At 72.4% G+C, this 16,639-nt stretch carries 17 protein-coding genes; 1 reads left to right on the forward strand and 16 read right to left on the reverse strand.

Features of this window, described 5'->3' with window-relative positions; translation table 11 throughout:
* The first annotated feature begins 93 nt into the window (after positions 1-93).
* Positions 94-765 carry a TetR/AcrR family transcriptional regulator gene (locus ACFXMG_RS17185; protein ID WP_383823829.1) on the forward strand — a complete coding sequence of 224 codons (672 nt, stop codon included), beginning with the start codon at positions 94-96 and terminating at the stop codon, positions 763-765.
* Here the strand turns inward: ACFXMG_RS17185 and ACFXMG_RS17190 are convergent.
* From ACFXMG_RS17190 to ACFXMG_RS17265, 16 genes are all read right to left on the reverse strand, one after another.
* Positions 716-2,041 (reverse strand): amino acid permease, encoded by a 1,326-nt coding sequence (locus tag ACFXMG_RS17190; RefSeq protein ID WP_383823826.1) that lies wholly within the window; start codon positions 2,039-2,041, stop codon positions 716-718. The genes ACFXMG_RS17185 and ACFXMG_RS17190 overlap by 50 nt on opposite strands.
* Before the next feature lie 89 nt (positions 2,042-2,130).
* A complete protein-coding gene (locus ACFXMG_RS17195) occupies positions 2,131-2,742 on the reverse strand; it encodes a LysE family transporter (protein WP_383823823.1) in 612 nt (203 codons plus the stop codon).
* Positions 2,739-3,050 (reverse strand): DUF2087 domain-containing protein, encoded by a 312-nt coding sequence (locus tag ACFXMG_RS17200; RefSeq protein ID WP_383823820.1) that lies wholly within the window; start codon positions 3,048-3,050, stop codon positions 2,739-2,741. The genes ACFXMG_RS17195 and ACFXMG_RS17200 overlap by 4 nt, the downstream gene beginning before the upstream one ends.
* 69 nt (positions 3,051-3,119) lie before the next feature.
* Positions 3,120-3,398, reverse strand: a complete 279-nt coding sequence (locus ACFXMG_RS17205; RefSeq protein WP_383823817.1) for a hypothetical protein — start codon at positions 3,396-3,398, stop codon at positions 3,120-3,122.
* 131 nt (positions 3,399-3,529) lie between these two features.
* Positions 3,530-4,195 (reverse strand): maleylpyruvate isomerase family mycothiol-dependent enzyme, encoded by a 666-nt coding sequence (locus ACFXMG_RS17210; RefSeq protein WP_383823815.1) that lies wholly within the window; start codon positions 4,193-4,195, stop codon positions 3,530-3,532.
* Between the two features lies 1 nt (position 4,196).
* Positions 4,197-5,594: an adenosylhomocysteinase gene (gene ahcY, locus ACFXMG_RS17215; RefSeq protein ID WP_383823812.1), complete on the reverse strand. Its 1,398-nt coding sequence runs from the start codon at positions 5,592-5,594 to the stop codon at positions 4,197-4,199.
* Positions 5,587-6,450 carry a methylenetetrahydrofolate reductase [NAD(P)H] gene (gene metF, locus ACFXMG_RS17220; RefSeq protein ID WP_383823810.1) on the reverse strand — a complete coding sequence of 288 codons (864 nt, stop codon included), beginning with the start codon at positions 6,448-6,450 and terminating at the stop codon, positions 5,587-5,589. Before metF ends, ahcY begins: the two co-directional genes overlap by 8 nt.
* Positions 6,447-9,899 (reverse strand): methionine synthase, encoded by a 3,453-nt coding sequence (metH, locus tag ACFXMG_RS17225; protein WP_383823809.1) that lies wholly within the window; start codon positions 9,897-9,899, stop codon positions 6,447-6,449. Before metH ends, metF begins: the two co-directional genes overlap by 4 nt.
* Positions 9,896-10,879, reverse strand: a complete 984-nt coding sequence (locus ACFXMG_RS17230; protein WP_383823806.1) for a carbohydrate kinase family protein — start codon at positions 10,877-10,879, stop codon at positions 9,896-9,898. The genes metH and ACFXMG_RS17230 overlap by 4 nt, the downstream gene beginning before the upstream one ends.
* 5 nt (positions 10,880-10,884) lie before the next feature.
* Positions 10,885-12,096 carry a methionine adenosyltransferase gene (gene metK / locus ACFXMG_RS17235; RefSeq protein WP_383823803.1) on the reverse strand — a complete coding sequence of 404 codons (1,212 nt, stop codon included), beginning with the start codon at positions 12,094-12,096 and terminating at the stop codon, positions 10,885-10,887.
* Entirely contained in the window at positions 12,093-12,350 is a 258-nt protein-coding gene (locus ACFXMG_RS17240) for an acyl carrier protein (protein WP_190223789.1), read from the reverse strand. The genes metK and ACFXMG_RS17240 overlap by 4 nt, the downstream gene beginning before the upstream one ends.
* An 11-nt stretch (positions 12,351-12,361) precedes the next feature.
* Complete coding sequence (gene acpS, locus ACFXMG_RS17245; RefSeq protein WP_383823800.1) at positions 12,362-12,805, reverse strand: holo-ACP synthase; 444 nt, start codon at positions 12,803-12,805, stop codon at positions 12,362-12,364.
* A 1-nt stretch (position 12,806) separates the two neighbouring features.
* On the reverse strand, positions 12,807-13,661 hold the full coding sequence (locus ACFXMG_RS17250; protein WP_383823797.1) for a hypothetical protein: 855 nt from the start codon (positions 13,659-13,661) through the stop codon (positions 12,807-12,809).
* 49 nt (positions 13,662-13,710) lie between these two features.
* Positions 13,711-14,604, reverse strand: a complete 894-nt coding sequence (locus tag ACFXMG_RS17255) for a diiron oxygenase (protein WP_383823794.1) — start codon at positions 14,602-14,604, stop codon at positions 13,711-13,713.
* 33 nt (positions 14,605-14,637) lie between these two features.
* Positions 14,638-15,681: a methyltransferase domain-containing protein gene (locus tag ACFXMG_RS17260; protein WP_383823791.1), complete on the reverse strand. Its 1,044-nt coding sequence runs from the start codon at positions 15,679-15,681 to the stop codon at positions 14,638-14,640.
* Positions 15,678-16,529, reverse strand: a complete 852-nt coding sequence (locus ACFXMG_RS17265) for a class I SAM-dependent methyltransferase (RefSeq protein ID WP_383823788.1) — start codon at positions 16,527-16,529, stop codon at positions 15,678-15,680. The genes ACFXMG_RS17260 and ACFXMG_RS17265 overlap by 4 nt, the downstream gene beginning before the upstream one ends.
* Between the last annotated feature and the right edge of the window lie 110 nt (positions 16,530-16,639).

A 16,639-nucleotide genomic window follows, 5' to 3' on the forward strand; every position in this document is an offset into this window, starting at 1 on the left:
GGCCCTGAACCGGAACCCGTCTTTGCAGACCGAACCGTTCAGTTCATATACTGGGATCCCCTGTCCCCCTCCCCACCCCCGAGGACGTACGCCATGGCCGCCAGCAACGACGTCCTCGACGAGTACGGGATCCCCGTCATCCCGGACCCCGCCGACGCGGCCTCGCGGAAGCGGCAGGCGATCATCGACGCCGCGCTGACGGAGTTCCTCGCGGAGGGGTACTCGGCGGCGTCGATGGACGCGATCACCGCCCGCTCCGGGGTGTCGAAGGCGACGATCTACAAGCACTTCGGCAGCAAGGAGCGCCTGTTCCTCGCCGTCATCGGCGGGGTGCTGCCGAAGACGTACGCGGATCTGGAGCCGACGAACTCGACCATCGCCGCCGCCCCCGACCTGCGCTCCGCGCTGGTCAAGCTGACGACGGACTGGGCGCGGATCCTGCTGCGGCCGGACATCATGTCGCTGCGGCGGCTGGTGATCGGCGAGATCGACCGGTTCCCGCAGCTGGGGCAGCTCTGGTACCGGGTCAGCTACGACATGAACAACGGGCCGCTGATCGAGGCGTTCACCGAGCTGGACGCGCGGGGCGACCTCGACGTGCCGGACCCGAGGCTCGCGGTGCAGCAGCTCGTCGCGGCGACCGTCGGGGTGCCGCAGCTCGTGCGGACCTTCTCCCCGGAGGCGGAGATCGGGGAGGACGAGCTGGAGCGGGTCATCAGCTCGGGAGTGGACCTGTTCCTGGCGCGGTACGCCACCGGCGCCTGACCGCCGCCCAGACGAGCAGCGCCGCCGCCCAGCCGCCGGTGGTGAGGAGCTGGGTACGGCTCCCGGCGTCGCCGAGCATGAAGAGGAGTACGGCTCCGATGCCGGCGAGCGCGCCGACCGAGGCGGCGGACGGGCCGCGCAGGCGCAGGTGGGAGCCGGCGATCAGCGCCCAGACGATGAGGATCGCCGCGCCGATCGAGTTCAGCAGGAACGGGAAGACCGTGCGCGGCCACAGCAGGCTCAGCACGACGGAGACGAAGCCGAAGGCGGCGGAGGCGAGGACGGCGGCGTACGGCACGCCCGCTCGGACCCGGCCGAGGACCGGCGGCGCGTCACCCCTTCCGACCAGCGCGAAGAGCATCCGCGAGGAGCCGTAGACGTTCGCGTTCATCGCGGAGAGCAGGGCGATCAGCACGACCGCGCTCATCACGTCGGCGGCGCCGGGGACGCCGATCCGTTCCATGACGGCGGTGTACGGGCCTTCGGCGACGCCCGGCGCGTCCCAGGGGACGAGGGCCACGATGACCGCCATCGAGCCGAGGTAGCAGACGGCGACCCGCCACATGACGGCGCGGACGCCGGAGCGGACGGCGCGGGCCGGGTCCTCGCACTCGGCGGCGGCGATGGTGACGGTCTCCAGACCGCCGAAGGCGAAGACGGCGGCCACCATGCCGACGGCGACCCCGTGCCAGCCGTGCGGCAGGAACCCGCCGTCGCCGGTCAGATGGGCCGTCCCCGGTGAGGCGAAGCCGTCGACGAGGCCCGCGAGCGCCGCCCCGCCCAGCAGCAGGAAGCACGCGATGGCGGCGATCTTCAGGCCCGCGAACCAGAACTCCAGCTCGCCGAAGCGCCGCACCCCCACCAGGTTCGTCACCGTGAACAGGCTCACGAAGACCGCGACCCACGCCCACGGCGGCACCGACGGCACCCAGCCGTGCGCGATCCTCGCCGCGCCGATCGCCTCGGCGGCGACGCTGACGACGAGCAGCGCCCAGTACATCCAGCCGGCCAGCAGCCCGGCCCAGCCGCCGAAGGCCCGCCGCGCGTGCTCCGCGAAGGAGCCGGTCACCGGATGCTCGGCGGACAGGTCGCCGAGCATCCGCATCACCAGCACCGTCAGCGCGCCGGCGAGGGCGTACGAGACGAGGATGCCCGGCCCGGCGGCCGCGATCCCCACCCCCGAGCCCACGAACAGCCCGGCGCCGATGGCCCCGCCGAGCGCGATCATCGCCAGATGTCTCCGGCGCAGCCCGCGCGCCAGCACCCGTCCCGTCATGTTGCTCCCCCGATCTCCAGGACGACCAGCGGGGATACTGACCCGCCGCCGCCCCCGGAGGCAATCGGGAACCGGTCGGTGAGACGCCCTCAGACCACGAGGCCCACCGCCAGGACGGCGATCAGGGCGCTCGACGCCAGGCCCGTGAGGAGCCGGGCGCGGGCGCCCGTCAGGGCGTGGCCGAGGAGGGTGCCGGTGCCGGCCAGGAGGAGCTGCCAGCTCGCCGAGGCGGCGAAGGCCGCGGCGACGAAGACGGCCGCCTCGGCCGGGCCCGTCGTGGCGTGGCCGCCGAGGACGAGGGCCGTGAAGTACAGGACCGTCATCGGGTTGAGGATCGTGAGGCCGAGGAAGGTCCAGAACGCGCGGTGCGGGGCCGTCACCGGCCGGTCCGCCGCCGGGGTCCCGGCGCGGTGGGCGCGGAGCGCCGTACGGGCCGAGGCCGCCGCGAGGGCCAGCAGGACGAGCACCGACGCCCAGCGCAGGGGCGTCGCCACCGGCGCGAGGAGCGGGACCAGGGCGGCCCCGCCGGCGACCGCGACCAGGGCGTACACCCCGTCCGCCGCCGCGATGCCGAGCGCCGCGCCCGCCCCCGTACGCCACGGGCCGCGGGCGGCGACGGCCACCAGGTGCGCGCCGACGGCGCCCACCGGGATCGCGATGCCGTAGCCGGCCAGCAGGCCGGCCACCACCGCGGCCGTCACGCGACGGCGGGGGCCGCACCTCCGGGGACCGGGGCCGTCTGCTGTCGGTGGTAGACCGCGCCGTCCTTCGTCCGGGCGAGGAAGCCGCCGACGACGAGGTAGCGGCGAAGCGCCGGGTAGTCCTCGTGGACGGTCTTCAGCGCCTCGTTGACCTCGGCCTCGCGGTAGACGCGGCCGGACGCGAAGAGGGTCTCGGCGAGGTGCGCGAGGAGCGCCTCGCGGCGGGCCGGGCGGCGCGGGATCGCGATCAGGCGCCCGTCGGCGGCGAACAGGTCCGCGACGGGCCGGGGGGAAGGATGACTGCTCATGGGGGAAGGGTGGCGGCCACGCCCCGGCCCCGCAAAGGGTTTTCGGCCCGGGGGAGCCAGGCGTTCCCGTCAGCCGAGGACGACGTTCACCGCCTCCTGGAAGGTCGGCAGGATCGGCGGCAGGCCCTCCTCCTGGAAGATCGGGCGCGCCTTGACCGCGAAGCCGAGGAAGTCCTCCTCCGTGTCCCAGAAGTCCACCACCCGCCAGCCCCCCGACCCGTCCGGGCCCGCCGCGTGGGCGAGGAACCCCTCCGGCGGCCACCACGCGGTGGCGCTGAGCCGGCGCATGGTGGCCTCGTACTGCTCCCGCGTGCCGCCGGGGATCTCGATGGTGACGATGACGGCCATGCTGCTGCTCCCGTACGTCCGGGGGTGGGGGGTCCCGACCAGCAGACCCCCGCGCCCCGGGCCCCGCACCGCGACGGGGACCGAACGGGCGAGGCCGGAGCATGCCGGCTCACCCTCGGCTCACTTGTAGATCAGCGGTAGATCAGCAGTTCCTGTTCCGTCGCGCCGGTGAGGGCGTAGCGGGTGCGGACCAGGGGGCGGCCGGCGTAGATGCGGATGAGGGTGGCGGCGTCGCCCTCGAAGCGGGCCGGCGGGCGGCCCTCGATCGCGTTGCCGAGGGCCACCTCCCCCGGGTGGCCGGCGAGCCGGCCGACGAGGCGCGGGGTCTCCCGCCTCCGGCTGGTGACGGAGAGCAGGGGGAGAGCGAGGGCCAGGGCGTCGCCGCAGTACGCGCCGGGTTCGCCGAACGCCTCCCGTACGTCCCCGGCGTGCACCCACTCCCCGAGGGCGACCGCGTCGAGCCGCCCGTCCTCGTGCCCGGCGATCACCGGGCCCGCCTCGGTCAGTCCTCGCTCCAGCTCGTCGAGGACCCGGCCGAGCGCCCAGTCCTCCCGTTCGGCCACGTCACAGGCGTTGGCCTCGGGCAGGAACACCCCTTCTTCGAGGCGTCCTTCCACGATCCGGACCAGCGCCGCGCCGCAGTGCGCGAGGACCTGCCGGACGGTCCACCCGGGGCAGGCGGTGCGCAGCTCGTACGCCTCCTCGGGGGTGCGGCGCAGGAGCGGCATGAGCAGGTCCCGCTCGGTGGTGAGCAGCCGGTCGGGCAGCCAGGGGTCGCGGGTGTCGTCGGTACACATGTCAGTAGCGGTAGTGGTCGGGCTTGTACGGGCCGTCGGCCGGTACGCCGATGTAGGCGGCCTGGTCGGGGGTGAGGGTCGTGAGGCGCACGCCGAGGGCGTCGAGGTGGAGGCGGGCGACCTTCTCGTCGAGGTGCTTGGGGAGGGTGTACACGCCGACGGGGTAGGCGTCGGTCTTCGTGAAGAGCTCGATCTGGGCGAGGGTCTGGTCGGCGAAGGAGTTCGACATCACGAAGGAGGGGTGGCCGGTGGCGTTGCCGAGGTTGAGGAGGCGGCCCTCGGAGAGGACGATGACGACCTTGCCGTCCGGGAAGGTCCAGGTGTGGACCTGGGGCTTGACCTCGTCCTTGACGATGCCGGGGACGGCGGCGAGGCCGGCCATGTCGATCTCGTTGTCGAAGTGGCCGATGTTGCCGACGATCGCCTGGTGCTTCATGCGGGCGATGTCGGACGCCATGATGATGTCCTTGTTGCCGGTGGTGGTGATGAAGAGGTCGGCGGTCTCCACCACGTCCTCCAGGGTGGCGACCTGGTAGCCGTCCATCGCCGCCTGGAGCGCGCAGATCGGGTCGATCTCGGTGACGATCACGCGGGCGCCCTGGCCCCGGAGGGATTCCGCCGAGCCCTTGCCGACGTCGCCGTAGCCGCAGACGACGGCCGTCTTGCCGCCGATGAGGACGTCGGTGGCGCGGTTGATGCCGTCGATGAGGGAGTGGCGGCAGCCGTACTTGTTGTCGAACTTCGACTTCGTCACGGCGTCGTTCACGTTGATCGCCGGGAAGAGGAGCTCGCCCTCGCGGTGCATCTCGTAGAGGCGGTGGACGCCGGTGGTGGTCTCCTCGGTGACGCCCCGGATGCCGGAGGCGAGCGCCGTCCAGTCGAGGGGGCTGCGCTCCAGCAGGGCGCGGACGACGGCCAGTTCCTCGTTGGCGGCCTCCGGCAGCGCCCCGGTCTTCCGGTACTCCACACCCTTGTGGACGAGGAGCGTGGCGTCGCCGCCGTCGTCGAGGATCATGTTGGGGCCGTCGCCGCCGGGCCACGTGAGGGCCTGCTCGGTGCACCACCAGTACTCCTCCAGCGTCTCGCCCTTCCAGGCGAAGACGGGGATGCCGGCGGCGGCGATCGCGGCGGCGGCGTGGTCCTGGGTGGAGTAGATGTTGCAGGACACCCAGCGGACCTCGGCGCCGAGCGCGACGAGCGTCTCGATGAGGACGGCGGTCTGCACGGTCATGTGGAGGGAGCCGGTGATGCGGGCGCCGGCGAGCGGCCGCGTCTCGGCGTACTCGCGGCGGATGGCCATCAGGCCGGGCATCTCGTGCTCGGCGAGGGTGATCTCCTTGCGGCCGAAGGCGGCGAGGGACAGGTCGGCGACCTTGAAGTCGGCGAAGACGTCAGACATGGGCGGGGACTCTCCTAGCGCTGAGGATGGTGCGGTGGATTTCGAGGGCCGCCGTCGACTTGTTGAGGGTGATGTGGTGCAGGCCGGGCGCACCCTCGTCGAGGAGGCGCAGGCCCATGGCGGCCGCGTGCTCGACGCCGACGCGGTGGGCGAGGGCCGGGTCGTCCTTCGCGGCCTCCAGGCGGTGCGCGAGGTCCTCGGGGAAGGCCGCGTCGGAGAGTTCGGCGAAGCGGCGGATCTGGCGGACGTCGGTGGCGGGCATGATCTCCGGGATGATCGGGGTGTCGCAGCCGGCGGCGGCGACCCGGTCGCGCAGCCGCAGGTAGTCCTCGGGGTCGAAGAACATCTGCGTGACGGCGTAGTCGGCGCCCGCCCGGCACTTGGCGACGAAGTGCGCGAGGTCGCTCTCCGGGGACTCCGAGCGCGGATGGCCCTCGGGGAAGGCGGCGACGCCGATCCGGAAGTCGCCCAGCGAGCGGACCAGTTCGACCAGTTCGTGCGCGTAGGTGAAGCCGTCCGGGTGCGGGGTCCAGGGGCCGCGCGGGTCGCCCGGCGGGTCGCCGCGCAGCACGAGGACGTCCCGGACGCCGGCGTCGGCGTAGGCGCCGATGATCGCCCGGAGCTCGGCGACGGAGTGGCCGACGGCGGTGAGGTGGGCGACCGGCCGGAGGGTGGTCTCGGTGACGATCCGCTTCGTGATCTCGACCGTCCGGTCCCGGGAGGAGCCGCCGGCGCCGTACGTGACCGAGACGAAGTCCGGCGCGAGGGCCTCCACGCGCCGGAGGGCGTCCCAGAGGGCCCGCTCCCCCTTGTCGGTCTTCGGCGGGAAGAACTCGAAGGAGAACGTGGGGATCATCTGCGGCCTCCCGCGTTGAAGTAGCTCGCCTCCGGGTGGTGGACGACGATCGCGTCCGTGGACTGCTCGGGGTGGAGCTGGTACTCCTCCGACAGCTCGACCCCGATCCGCTCCGGCCGCAGCAGCGCGGCGATCTTCGCGCGGTCCTCCAGGTCGGGGCAGGCGGGGTAGCCGAGGGAGTAGCGGCAGCCCTGGTACTCGGTGCGGAGCATGCCGTCGAGGCCCGCCGGGTCCGCCCCGGCGATGCCCCAGTCGGCCCGCACGCGCGCGTGCCAGTACTCGGCGAGGGCTTCCGCCAACTGCACGGACAGGCCGTGGAGTTCGAGGTAGCCGCGGTAGGCGTCGGCGGCGAAGAGGCGGGCGGTCTCCTCGCCGATCCTCGATCCCACGGTCACGACCTGGAGGCCGACGACGTCGACCTCCCCGGAGTCCTCGGCGCGGTGGAAGTCGGCGAGGCAGAGGCGGCGGCCCCGCTGCTGGCGGGGGAAGCTGAAGCGGGTCCGCTCGCCCCCGTCCTCGTCCAGGACGATCAGGTCGTCGCCCTTGGAGACGCAGGGGAACCAGCCGTGGACGACGGCCGCCTCCACCAGCCCCTCGCGCTCGACCCGGTCCAGGAGGGTACGCAGCCGGGGCCGGCCCTCCGTCTCGATCGTCCCGGCGTCCTTGAGCCCCCACTGGCCCTTGAAGAGCGCCGCCTCGTCCAGCCAGGGCGCGTACGCGTCGAGGGGGATGCCGGTGACGACCTTCGTGCCGAGGAAGGGCGGTTCGGGCACGGGGTTGTCGGCGGCGACGTCGGAGCGTCCGGCCGGCTCGGGCTCCCGCACCTCCAGCGGGGTCTCCCGCTTCGGCACCCGCCGCTGCTTCAGCGGAGGGAGTACGGCCCCGGGGACGCCCCGCTTCACCCCCATCAGCGCGTCCATGAGGCGCAGGCCCTCGAACGCGTCGCGGGCGTAGCGGACCTCGCCCTGGTAGATCTCGTGCAGGTCCTGCTCGACGTACGCCCTGGTCAGGGCGGCGCCGCCGAGGATCACGGGGTACGTGCCGGCCAGTCCCCGGCCGTTCAGCTCCTCCAGGTTCTCCTTCATGATCACGGTGGACTTCACGAGGAGGCCGGACATGCCGATGACGTCGGCGCGGTGTTCCTCGGCGGCTTCGAGGATGGCGGAGACGGGCTGCTTGATGCCGATGTTGACGACGTCGTAGCCGTTGTTGGACAGGATGATGTCGACGAGGTTCTTGCCGATGTCGTGGACGTCGCCGCGGACGGTGGCCAGCACGATCGTGCCCTTGCCGTCGGCGTCGGACCTCTCCATGTGCGGTTCGAGGTGGGCCACGGCCGTCTTCATGACCTCGGCGGACTGGAGCACGAACGGCAGCTGCATCTGCCCCGAGCCGAAGAGCTCGCCGACCGTCTTCATGCCGTCCAGCAGCACCTCGTTGACGATCTCCAGGGCCGGGCGTCCGGCGAGGGCCGCGTCGAGGTCGGCCTCCAGGCCGTTCTTCTCGCCGTCGATGATCCGGCGCCTCAGGCGCTCCTCCAGCGGCAGCGCCGCCAGCTCGTCGGCCTTCCCGGCCCGGAGGGACTGGGCCGTCGCCCCCTCGAAGAGCTCCAGGAGCCGCTGGAGCGGGTCGTAGCCCTCCCGCCGCCGGTCGTGGATGAGGTCCAGCGCCACCTCGACCTGCTCGGGCGCGAGCCGGGCGATCGGGAGGATCTTCGACGCGTGGACGATGGCCGAGTCCAGGCCCGCCTTCACGCACTCGTCGAGGAAGACCGAGTTGAGGACGAGCCGGGCCGCCGGGTTGAGGCCGAAGGAGATGTTGGAGAGTCCCAGCGTCGTCTGGACGTCCGGGTGGCGGCGCTTCAGCTCGCGGATCGCCTCGATCGTCGCGACGCCGTCCTTCCGCGACTCCTCCTGACCGGTGCAGATGGTGAAGGTGAGCGTGTCGATGAGGATGTCGGACTCGCGGATCCCCCAGTTCGAGGTCAGGTCCGCGATCAGGCGCTCGGCGATCTCGACCTTCTTCTCCGCCGTCCGCGCCTGCCCCTCCTCGTCGATCGTCAGCGCCATCAGCGCGGCGCCGTGCTCCCGCGCCAGCGCCGCGACCTTCGCGAAGCGGGACTCGGGGCCGTCGCCGTCCTCGTAGTTCACCGAGTTGACGACCGCGCGGCCGCCGAGCTTCTCCAGGCCGGCCCGCAGGACGGGCACCTCCGTGGAGTCGAGCACGATCGGGAGGGTGGAGGCGGTCGCGAAGCGGCCGGCCAGCTCCTCCATGTCGGCGACGCCGTCCCGGCCCACGTAGTCGACGCACAGGTCGAGCAGGTGCGCGCCCTCGCGGATCTGGTCCCGCGCCATCTCCACGCAGTCGTCCCAGCGCCCGTCGAGCATCGCCTCGCGGAACTTCTTCGACCCGTTGGCGTTCGTCCGCTCGCCGATGGCCAGGTACGAGGTGTCCTGCCGGAAGGGGACGTGACTGTAGAGCGAGGCGGCGCCCGGTTCGGGGGCCGGGCGCCGCTCCAGGACGGCCGCGCCCCGCACGCGGTCGACGACGGCCCGCAGGTGCGCCGGGGTCGTACCGCAGCAGCCGCCGACCAGCGCGGGCCCGTACGACCGGACGAACTCCTCCTGCGCGTCGGCCAGTTCCTCCGGACCCAGCGGGTAGTGGGCGCCGTCGGAGGTGAGGACGGGCAGGCCCGCGTTGGGCATGACGGAGAGCGGGATACGGGCGTGCCGGGCGAGGTGGCGCAGGTGCTCGGCCATCTCCGCCGGGCCGGTGGCGCAGTTGAGGCCGATCATGTCGATGCCGAGCGGCTCCAGGGCCGTCAGCGCGGCGCCGATCTCGGAGCCGAGGAGCATGGTGCCGGTGGTCTCCACGGTGACCTGGACGATCACCGGGAGGTCGAGGCCCACCCAGTCCAGGGCGCGGCGGGCGCCGATGACGGCCGCCTTGGTCTGGAGGAGGTCCTGGGAGGTCTCGATCAGGAGGGCGTCGGCGCCGCCCCGGATCAGGCCCTCGGCGTTCTGCTGGAAGGCGTCGCGCAGGGGTCCGTACCCGATGTGCCCGAGGGTCGGGAGCTTGGTGCCGGGGCCGATGGAGCCGAGGACCCAGCGGGGCCTGCCGTCCTCGGCGGTGCAGGCGTCGGCGACCTCGCGGGCCACCCGGGCGCCCGCCTCGGACAGTTCGTAGACGCGGTCCTCGACGCCGTACTCGGCGAGCGCGGCCAGGTTGGCGCCGAAGGTGTTGGTCTCGACGCAGTCGACGCCGGCGGCGAAGTACTCGCGGTGGACGGAGGCGACGATGTCGGGCCGGGTGAGGTTCAGGATCTCGTTGCAGCCCTCCAGGCCCGTGAAGTCGTCCAGGGTGGGGTCGGCGGCCTGGAGCATGGTGCCCATGGCGCCGTCCGCCACGACCACCCGCCGGGCGAACTCCTCCCTCAGGGAACGCCTCATGACAGTCCCCTCAGGTGAGGGACGAGGGCGGCCGTGCAGCCGACCCCGTAGGTGGTCCGGATCCGGTCGAGCAGCGGCTCCCGGTGGAGCCGGTACTCCTGGGTGCCGACGTAGTCGAGGACGGTCGCCGCGACGGCGCAGCCCAGCTGGGCGGCGCACCGCTCGGGGACGCCCCACAGGGTTCCGGCGAGGAAGCCGGCCCGGAAGGCGTCGCCGACGCCGGTCGGGTCGATCACCGCGGGGACCGGGACGGCGGGCACGGCCAGCGAGCCGCGGCCCTCGCCCCGGATCCGTACGCCCGCCTCGCCGTGGGTGGTGACCCAGGTGCCCGCCCGGCGCAGCACCTCCGCCTCCGTCCAGCCGGTCTTCTCCAGCAGCAGGGCGGTCTCGTACTCGTTGGTGAACAGGAACCGGGCCCCGTCCACCAGCTCCCGCACCGCGTCCCCGTCGAGCCGCGCGAGCTGCTGCGAGGGGTCGGCGGCGAAGGGGATCCCGAGCTCGCGGCAGGTGCGGGTGTGCCGGAGCATCGCCTCGGGGTCGTCCGGGGAGACCAGGACGAGGTCCAGCCGGCCGGCGCGCGCGACGACCTCGCGGAGGTCGATCGCGCGCGCCTCGGCCATCGCCCCCGCGTAGAAGGTGGCGATCTGGTTCTGCGCCCGGTCGGTCGTACAGACGAACCGGGCGGTGTGCAGGGAGCCGCTGACGCGCACCGAGTCGGTGTCGACGCCGTGGTCCTTGAGCCAGACGCGGTACGGCTCGAAGTCGGCGCCGACCGCGCCCACGAGGACCGGGCGCAGTCCGAGCACGCCCAGTCCGAAGGCGACGTTCGCTGCCACTCCGCCGCGCCTGACCTCCAGGTTGTCGGCGAGGAACGACAGGGAGACCCGGTCCAGCCGGTCGGCGAGCAGCTGCTCGCTGAACCAGCCGGGGAAGGTCATCAGATGGTCGGTCGCGATGGAACCCGTGACAGCGATCCGCATGTCGATCAGACCCCCGCCGCCTTCTTCAGGGCGTCGGCCCGGTCGGTGCGCTCCCAGGTGAAGTCCGGCAGCTCGCGGCCGAAGTGGCCGTACGCGGCGGTCTGGGCGTACACGGGCCGCTTGAGGTCCAGGTCGCGGATGATCGCGGCGGGGCGCAGGTCGAAAACGTCCGTGACGGCCTTCTGGATCCGGTCGACGGGGACGGTCTCGGTGCCGAAGGTCTCGACGAAGAGGCCGACGGGCTCCGCCTTGCCGATGGCGTACGCGACCTGCACCTCGCAGCGGCGCGCGAGCCCGGCCGCGACGACGTTCTTGGCGACCCAGCGCATGGCGTAGGCGGCGCTGCGGTCGACCTTGGACGGGTCCTTGCCGGAGAAGGCGCCGCCGCCGTGGCGGGCCATGCCGCCGTACGTGTCGATGATGATCTTCCGGCCGGTGAGGCCCGCGTCGCCCATCGGGCCGCCGACCTCGAAGCGGCCGGTCGGGTTGACGAGGAGCCGGTAGCCGTCGGACTCCAGGGTCACGCCCTGCTCGACCAGCTCCTTGAGGACGTGCTCGACGACGTACTCGCGGATGTCGGGGGTGAGCAGGCCCTCGACGGAGATGTCGGCGGCGTGCTGCGAGGAGACGACGACGGTGTCGAGGCGGACCGGGCGGTCGCCGTCGTACTCGATGGTGACCTGCGTCTTCCCGTCGGGCCGCAGGTACGGCACGGTGCCGTCCTTGCGGACCTCGGTCAGGCGGCGGGAGAGCCGGTGGGCGAGGGCGATCGGCAGCGGCATCAGCTCGGCGGTGTCGTCGCAGGCGTAGCCGAACATGAGGCCCTGGTCGCCTGCGCCCTGCGCGGCCAGGGCGTCGGCCTCCCCGTCGACCCGGGACTCGTACGCCGTGTCGACGCCCTGCGCGATGTCCGGGGACTGCGCGCCGATCGACACCGAGACGCCGCAGGAGGCGCCGTCGAAGCCCTTGGCGGAGGAGTCGTATCCGATGTCCAGGATGGCGTCGCGCACCAGCTGGGCTATCGGCGCGTAGGCGGTGGTGGTGACCTCGCCGGCGATGTGGACCTGGCCGGTGGTGATCAGCGTCTCGACGGCCACGCGGGCGCCCGGGTCCTGGGCGAGGAGCGCGTCCAGGACGGTGTCGCTGATCCGGTCGGCGATCTTGTCGGGATGGCCCTCGGTCACGGACTCCGAGGTGAACAGGCGGCCGCCGCTCATGCCTGGACCGCCTCCGCCCCGGTCTTGGCGAAGAAGTGCGTCTCGATGGCGCCGAGGGTGCGGATGGCGTCGACCTCCAGGGTCTCCATCTGGATGGAGACGCCGCTCTCCTGCTCCAGGAGGAAGACGAACTCGACGAAGGAGAGGGAGTCGATGAGCCGGTTCTCGATGAGGTCGAGGTCGGGGGCGATGTCCTGGCGCTCGGGGTGGCGCTCCAGGATCCAGTTCTTCACCTGCTGAAGGCCGTCGGCCATGGGGGATCTCCTCAACTCGGTTGCGTGGGTGGGGTGTGGGCGATGATCGGGGCGGCGACCGCCACCGCGTAGTCCACGTCGTGGCTGATGGACACGGTGATCTCGGCGATGCCGGATCCGGCGGCCATCTCGGCGGCGGCGCCGTGGAGTTCGACGAGCGGCCAGCCGCCCTCGGAGCGCCGCACCACGATGTCCGGCCAGGGCAGGAACCTGCCCCGGACCCGTAAGGTCTTGAAGGCCGCTTCCTTGGCCGCGATCCGTCCGCACAGGCTCAGCACGTCGAGCCCGGAGGAGGTGCGGCAGTCGGCGAGTTCGCCGGGGGTGAGCATCCGCTCGAAGAAGCGCTCCCCGTACTGCGCGAGGAGCCGGCGGACACGGTTGACGGACACGATGTCCATGCCGAGGTTCGCCCAGCCCAGGCCGCCCGCCGGCGGGGCGACGGGACGGGCCGGCACGTCAGATCACCGGCCCGGCCGCGTCCAGGACCGCCCGGGTCGCCGCCTCCCAGCCGCCGTGGCGGCGGGTCAGCGCGGACAGCCATCGTTCGAGGCCGAAGGCGACGCAGCTGGTGAAGGCCGGGCCGCCGGTCGAGGCGAGCGTGATGTCGCAGCGCTCGCCGAAGAAGTTCCGGTGCGTGTTGACGGAGGCGATCGCCAGGTCCTCGTACAGGAACTCGTACTTCACCGGGGTGAGTCGCTGGAGCAGCGCCTTCGAGCTGCCCTTGTCGAAGAAGGGGTCGCAGGCGGCCTCCTTGCGCAGGGACAGGCCCACGGCCTCCGCGAAGGCGTCGATGCGGGCGGTGAAGGCGGTGAGGTGGTCCTCGGCGTGCTCGCGGGCGCCGATGGCGACGATCTCCCGCATGCGGAAGCCGAGTTGGCGCCGCATGCCCTCGTAGTGGGTCTCCTTGCGGAAGCACCACGAGCAGACGGTGACGAGGGTGTCGTCGGCGACCCGCCGGCCCTGGTGGTCCAGGTAGACGGCGTAGCAGGAGGCGGAGGGGAGGCCGAGGCCGGCCGGTTCGAGGGAGGCCGCGGGCCAGTGGCCGCGGTCGCCGTCGAAGGGGGTGGTGAGGCGCCGCTCCAGGTCGAGCGGGGCGGCGAGGACGGCCTGGTGCGGGAAGTTGTCGTAGTAGTCGAGCCGGGCCAGGTCGGCGGCGGGCAGCAGCGGGGGCATGGTCATCGGGCGGGCGCCCGCGGACACGCCCCAGCGCTCGAAGGTGTCGTCGAGGAGCCGCAGCAGGCGGGTCCCCTCCGGCCCCAGGGACGGCAGGCCCCTGGTCGCCCCGACGGTCTCGGGGGTGGTCACGGTCATGGTCGGTGCACCTCTCGGTGAGGGCTCACGGGTGGGGGCTCGCGGGTTCTCAGAGGACGGGCAGGGTGTCGTCGGAGAAGATCCCGGTCTTCAGGAAGAAGGCGAGCGGCTTGCGGATCGCCTTGCGCTCGTGGGCGCGGCGGGCCGGGTCGGCGATGAGCGCGTTGCGCAGGCCGAGCGGGTCGGCGATGCCGGCGTCCTTGTACACGTGCGGGTTGTAGAGGGAGTTGACGCTGTAGACGACGTACCGCTTGAGGTACGCCTCCACCTCCCGCACGCGGTCGGCGGGCACGGCCTCGCACATGCGCTGGTGGAGGAGGGAGACGAGTTCGCGGCCGAAGGCGATGTGGCGGGACTCGTCCTGGTGGTGGATGCGGTTGACCTCGCGGATGGTGTGGCAGAGCGAAGTGTCCTTCGCCATCCGGGCGTTGTAGTGGTCGACGAGCTCCTCGAAGAAGAGGATCCGGGTGAAGACGAGGAAGTTCTCGACCTCGGGCTCCCATGCGGCGTCGGCGCGCATGGCGGTGGAGCCGTAGATCTTGTGGCCGTAGCGGCGGCAGAACTCGGAGAAGAACCACATGTGTTCGTTCTCCTCGCCGATGAAGTGGTGGAAGAAGTCCGAGGGGACCTCGAAGCCGGGCATGTGGATGCGGCCGACGACCTCGATGAGGAGCTCGCGGATGCCGTGCACGTTGAGGCTGTAGAAGTTGACGGACTCCCACTTGGAGAGGCGCTGAAGCGTTTCCTCACCGAGGGCGTCGTAGTGCTCGGTGCCGAAGACGGTGAGCAGCTCCGGCGTCATCCAGAAACGGTTCTCCTCCAGGGTCTCGGGCCACTGGAAGGTCTGGTACGGGTTGTAGTAGTCCTCGACCGAGCGCTCGCTGAGGCGGCTCAGGACCTCCATGAACCGGTCGCTGACGGGGAGGGGGGCGGTCACGCCCATGGGTCGGACTCCTTCGGGAAGGGTTTACGGGCGTTACGGGCGGACTTCGTAGACCGCGTTCACGGGGGTCTCGGTGGCGCGCCGCCAGCGGGTGAAGCCGGCCTCCTCGGCGATCGCCCGGAAAGCCTTCTCGCCGGAGTGGTTGCCGAGCGCGTGCGGGCCGCGCTGGGCGACCGCGACGGGCAGGCACATCACGGCGGACAGGGCCATGAACATGCGGGCGGCGGGGGTCTGGGTGTCGATGTCCTGCGGGGAGACGTTGGACTCGACGAGCATCCAGGTGCCGTCCGCGTCCAGGGACTTGTGGACGTGCTGGGCGGCGGCGACCGGGTCGCCCATGTCGTGCAGGGCGTTGAAGAAGCAGACCAGGTCGTAGCCGGTGCCGGGGTAGTCGTCGGCGGAGGCGACCTCGAAGACGACCCGCCCGGAGAGACCGGCCTCCTCGGCCAGCTCGCGGGCGATCGCGATGGCCTCCTCGGAGTAGTCGAAGCCGTGGACGGTGGCGTTCGGGAACGCCTTCGCGATGAGGAGGGTGGTGTGCCCGACGCCGCAGCCGACGTCGGCGACGGTGCCGCCCGCGCCGAGCTTGCCGGTGACCTCGTGGAGGGCGGGCAGCCAGTCGGGGACGAGCTTGTGCTCGTACGTCGGCTGGAAGAAGGAGCCCATGCCCGTGTCGAGGGCCGCGTCGTGCTCGGCCCAGCCGACGCCGTCCCCGGAGCGGTACGCCTCCACCAGCAGATCCTCGGTGGCGTACAGCGCCTTGAGGGCGGTGAAGAAGCCGGCGGCGAAGGTGACGGCCTTCGGGTCGGCGAGCACCTCGGCGTGGTCGGCGGGGAGGGTGTACGTGAGCGAGCTCGGGTGCCGCTCGACGTACCCGGCGGAGAGCTGGGCGTGCAGCCACTCCTCGACGTACCGCTCGTTCGTGCCGGTGCGCGCGGCGAGCTCGCCGACGGTGAGCGGGCCGTGGGCGGCGAGCGCCTTGTAGAGGCCGAGGCGCTCGCCGAGGGCGACGGTCAGGCCGCGGACGGCGGCTCCGGCGTCGGTGATGACTCTCTGGTGGAAGTCGTGGGCGCTCACGCGGCCACCTCCTCGTCGTATCCGGGCGCGGCCGGCAGGTCGCAGGTGAACAGGAAGGAGCGGGGCACGCCCGGGACCGTGCGGGCCGGGACGGGGTAGGGCCAGCGGTCGAAGTCGGCGCCGGGCTCGCCGGGCTGGCGCACCTCGCGGACGGACCAGCCACAGTCGGCGAGCAGCGCCTCGGGCTCCTCGGTGCCGAAGAGCCAGGGGTTGCCGTCCTCCTCCAGGGCCTTCATGAAGCCGCGGGCGAGGGGGTTGGTGAGGGCGGCCCGGGAGATGACGTCGCCGAGCAGTACGGAGCCGGGCGCGGCGTGGGCGGAGAGCGTCGCGATCAGGGTCCGTACGGCCTGCTCGGGGAGGAAGAACAGCAGGCCCTCGACGACCCAGAGGACCGGCTCGTCGCTCTTCCAGCCGGCCTCCTTCAGCGGCCCCGTCCAGTCCTGGGTGAGGTCGACGGGGACGGCGACGCGGGTGCGGTCGGCGGGCCGCGGCTCGTCGGCGAGCATGCCGGCCTTGGCGTCGAGGAGGGCGGGGCGGTCGAGCTCGTAGACGGTGACGCCGGCGGGCCACGGCAGCCGGTAGAAGCGGGTGTCCATGCCGGCGGCGAGGAAGACCACCTGGCGGATGCCGCGCTCCTGGACGGCCCGGACGATCGCCCGGTCGAGGTAGGTGGTGCGGATGGCGAGGAACGGGACGATGCCGCCGCCGTCGTAGCGCTTGAGCAGCTCGAAGCCGATCTCGTCGGCGACGGTGCGCGCGTAGGGATCGGCGAACAGCCGGTCCTCGCGCTCGGTCTCCAGGGCCCGCGCGGCGGCGGTCCACTGGGCGGTGCGGGATACGGCCTCCACGGGAGGTCCCCCTTCGGTTGAAGTCCGGTGATGTCCGGTCGGAATCCGGTCGATGTCCGGTGGTGTCCGGTAGTACGGACGGCCGTGTTCAGGGCCGGGCGGGCATACGG

The organism is Streptomyces sp. NPDC059201 (assembly GCF_042754585.1).
In the GTDB taxonomy this organism is placed as follows: Bacteria; Actinomycetota; Actinomycetes; order Streptomycetales; family Streptomycetaceae; genus Streptomyces.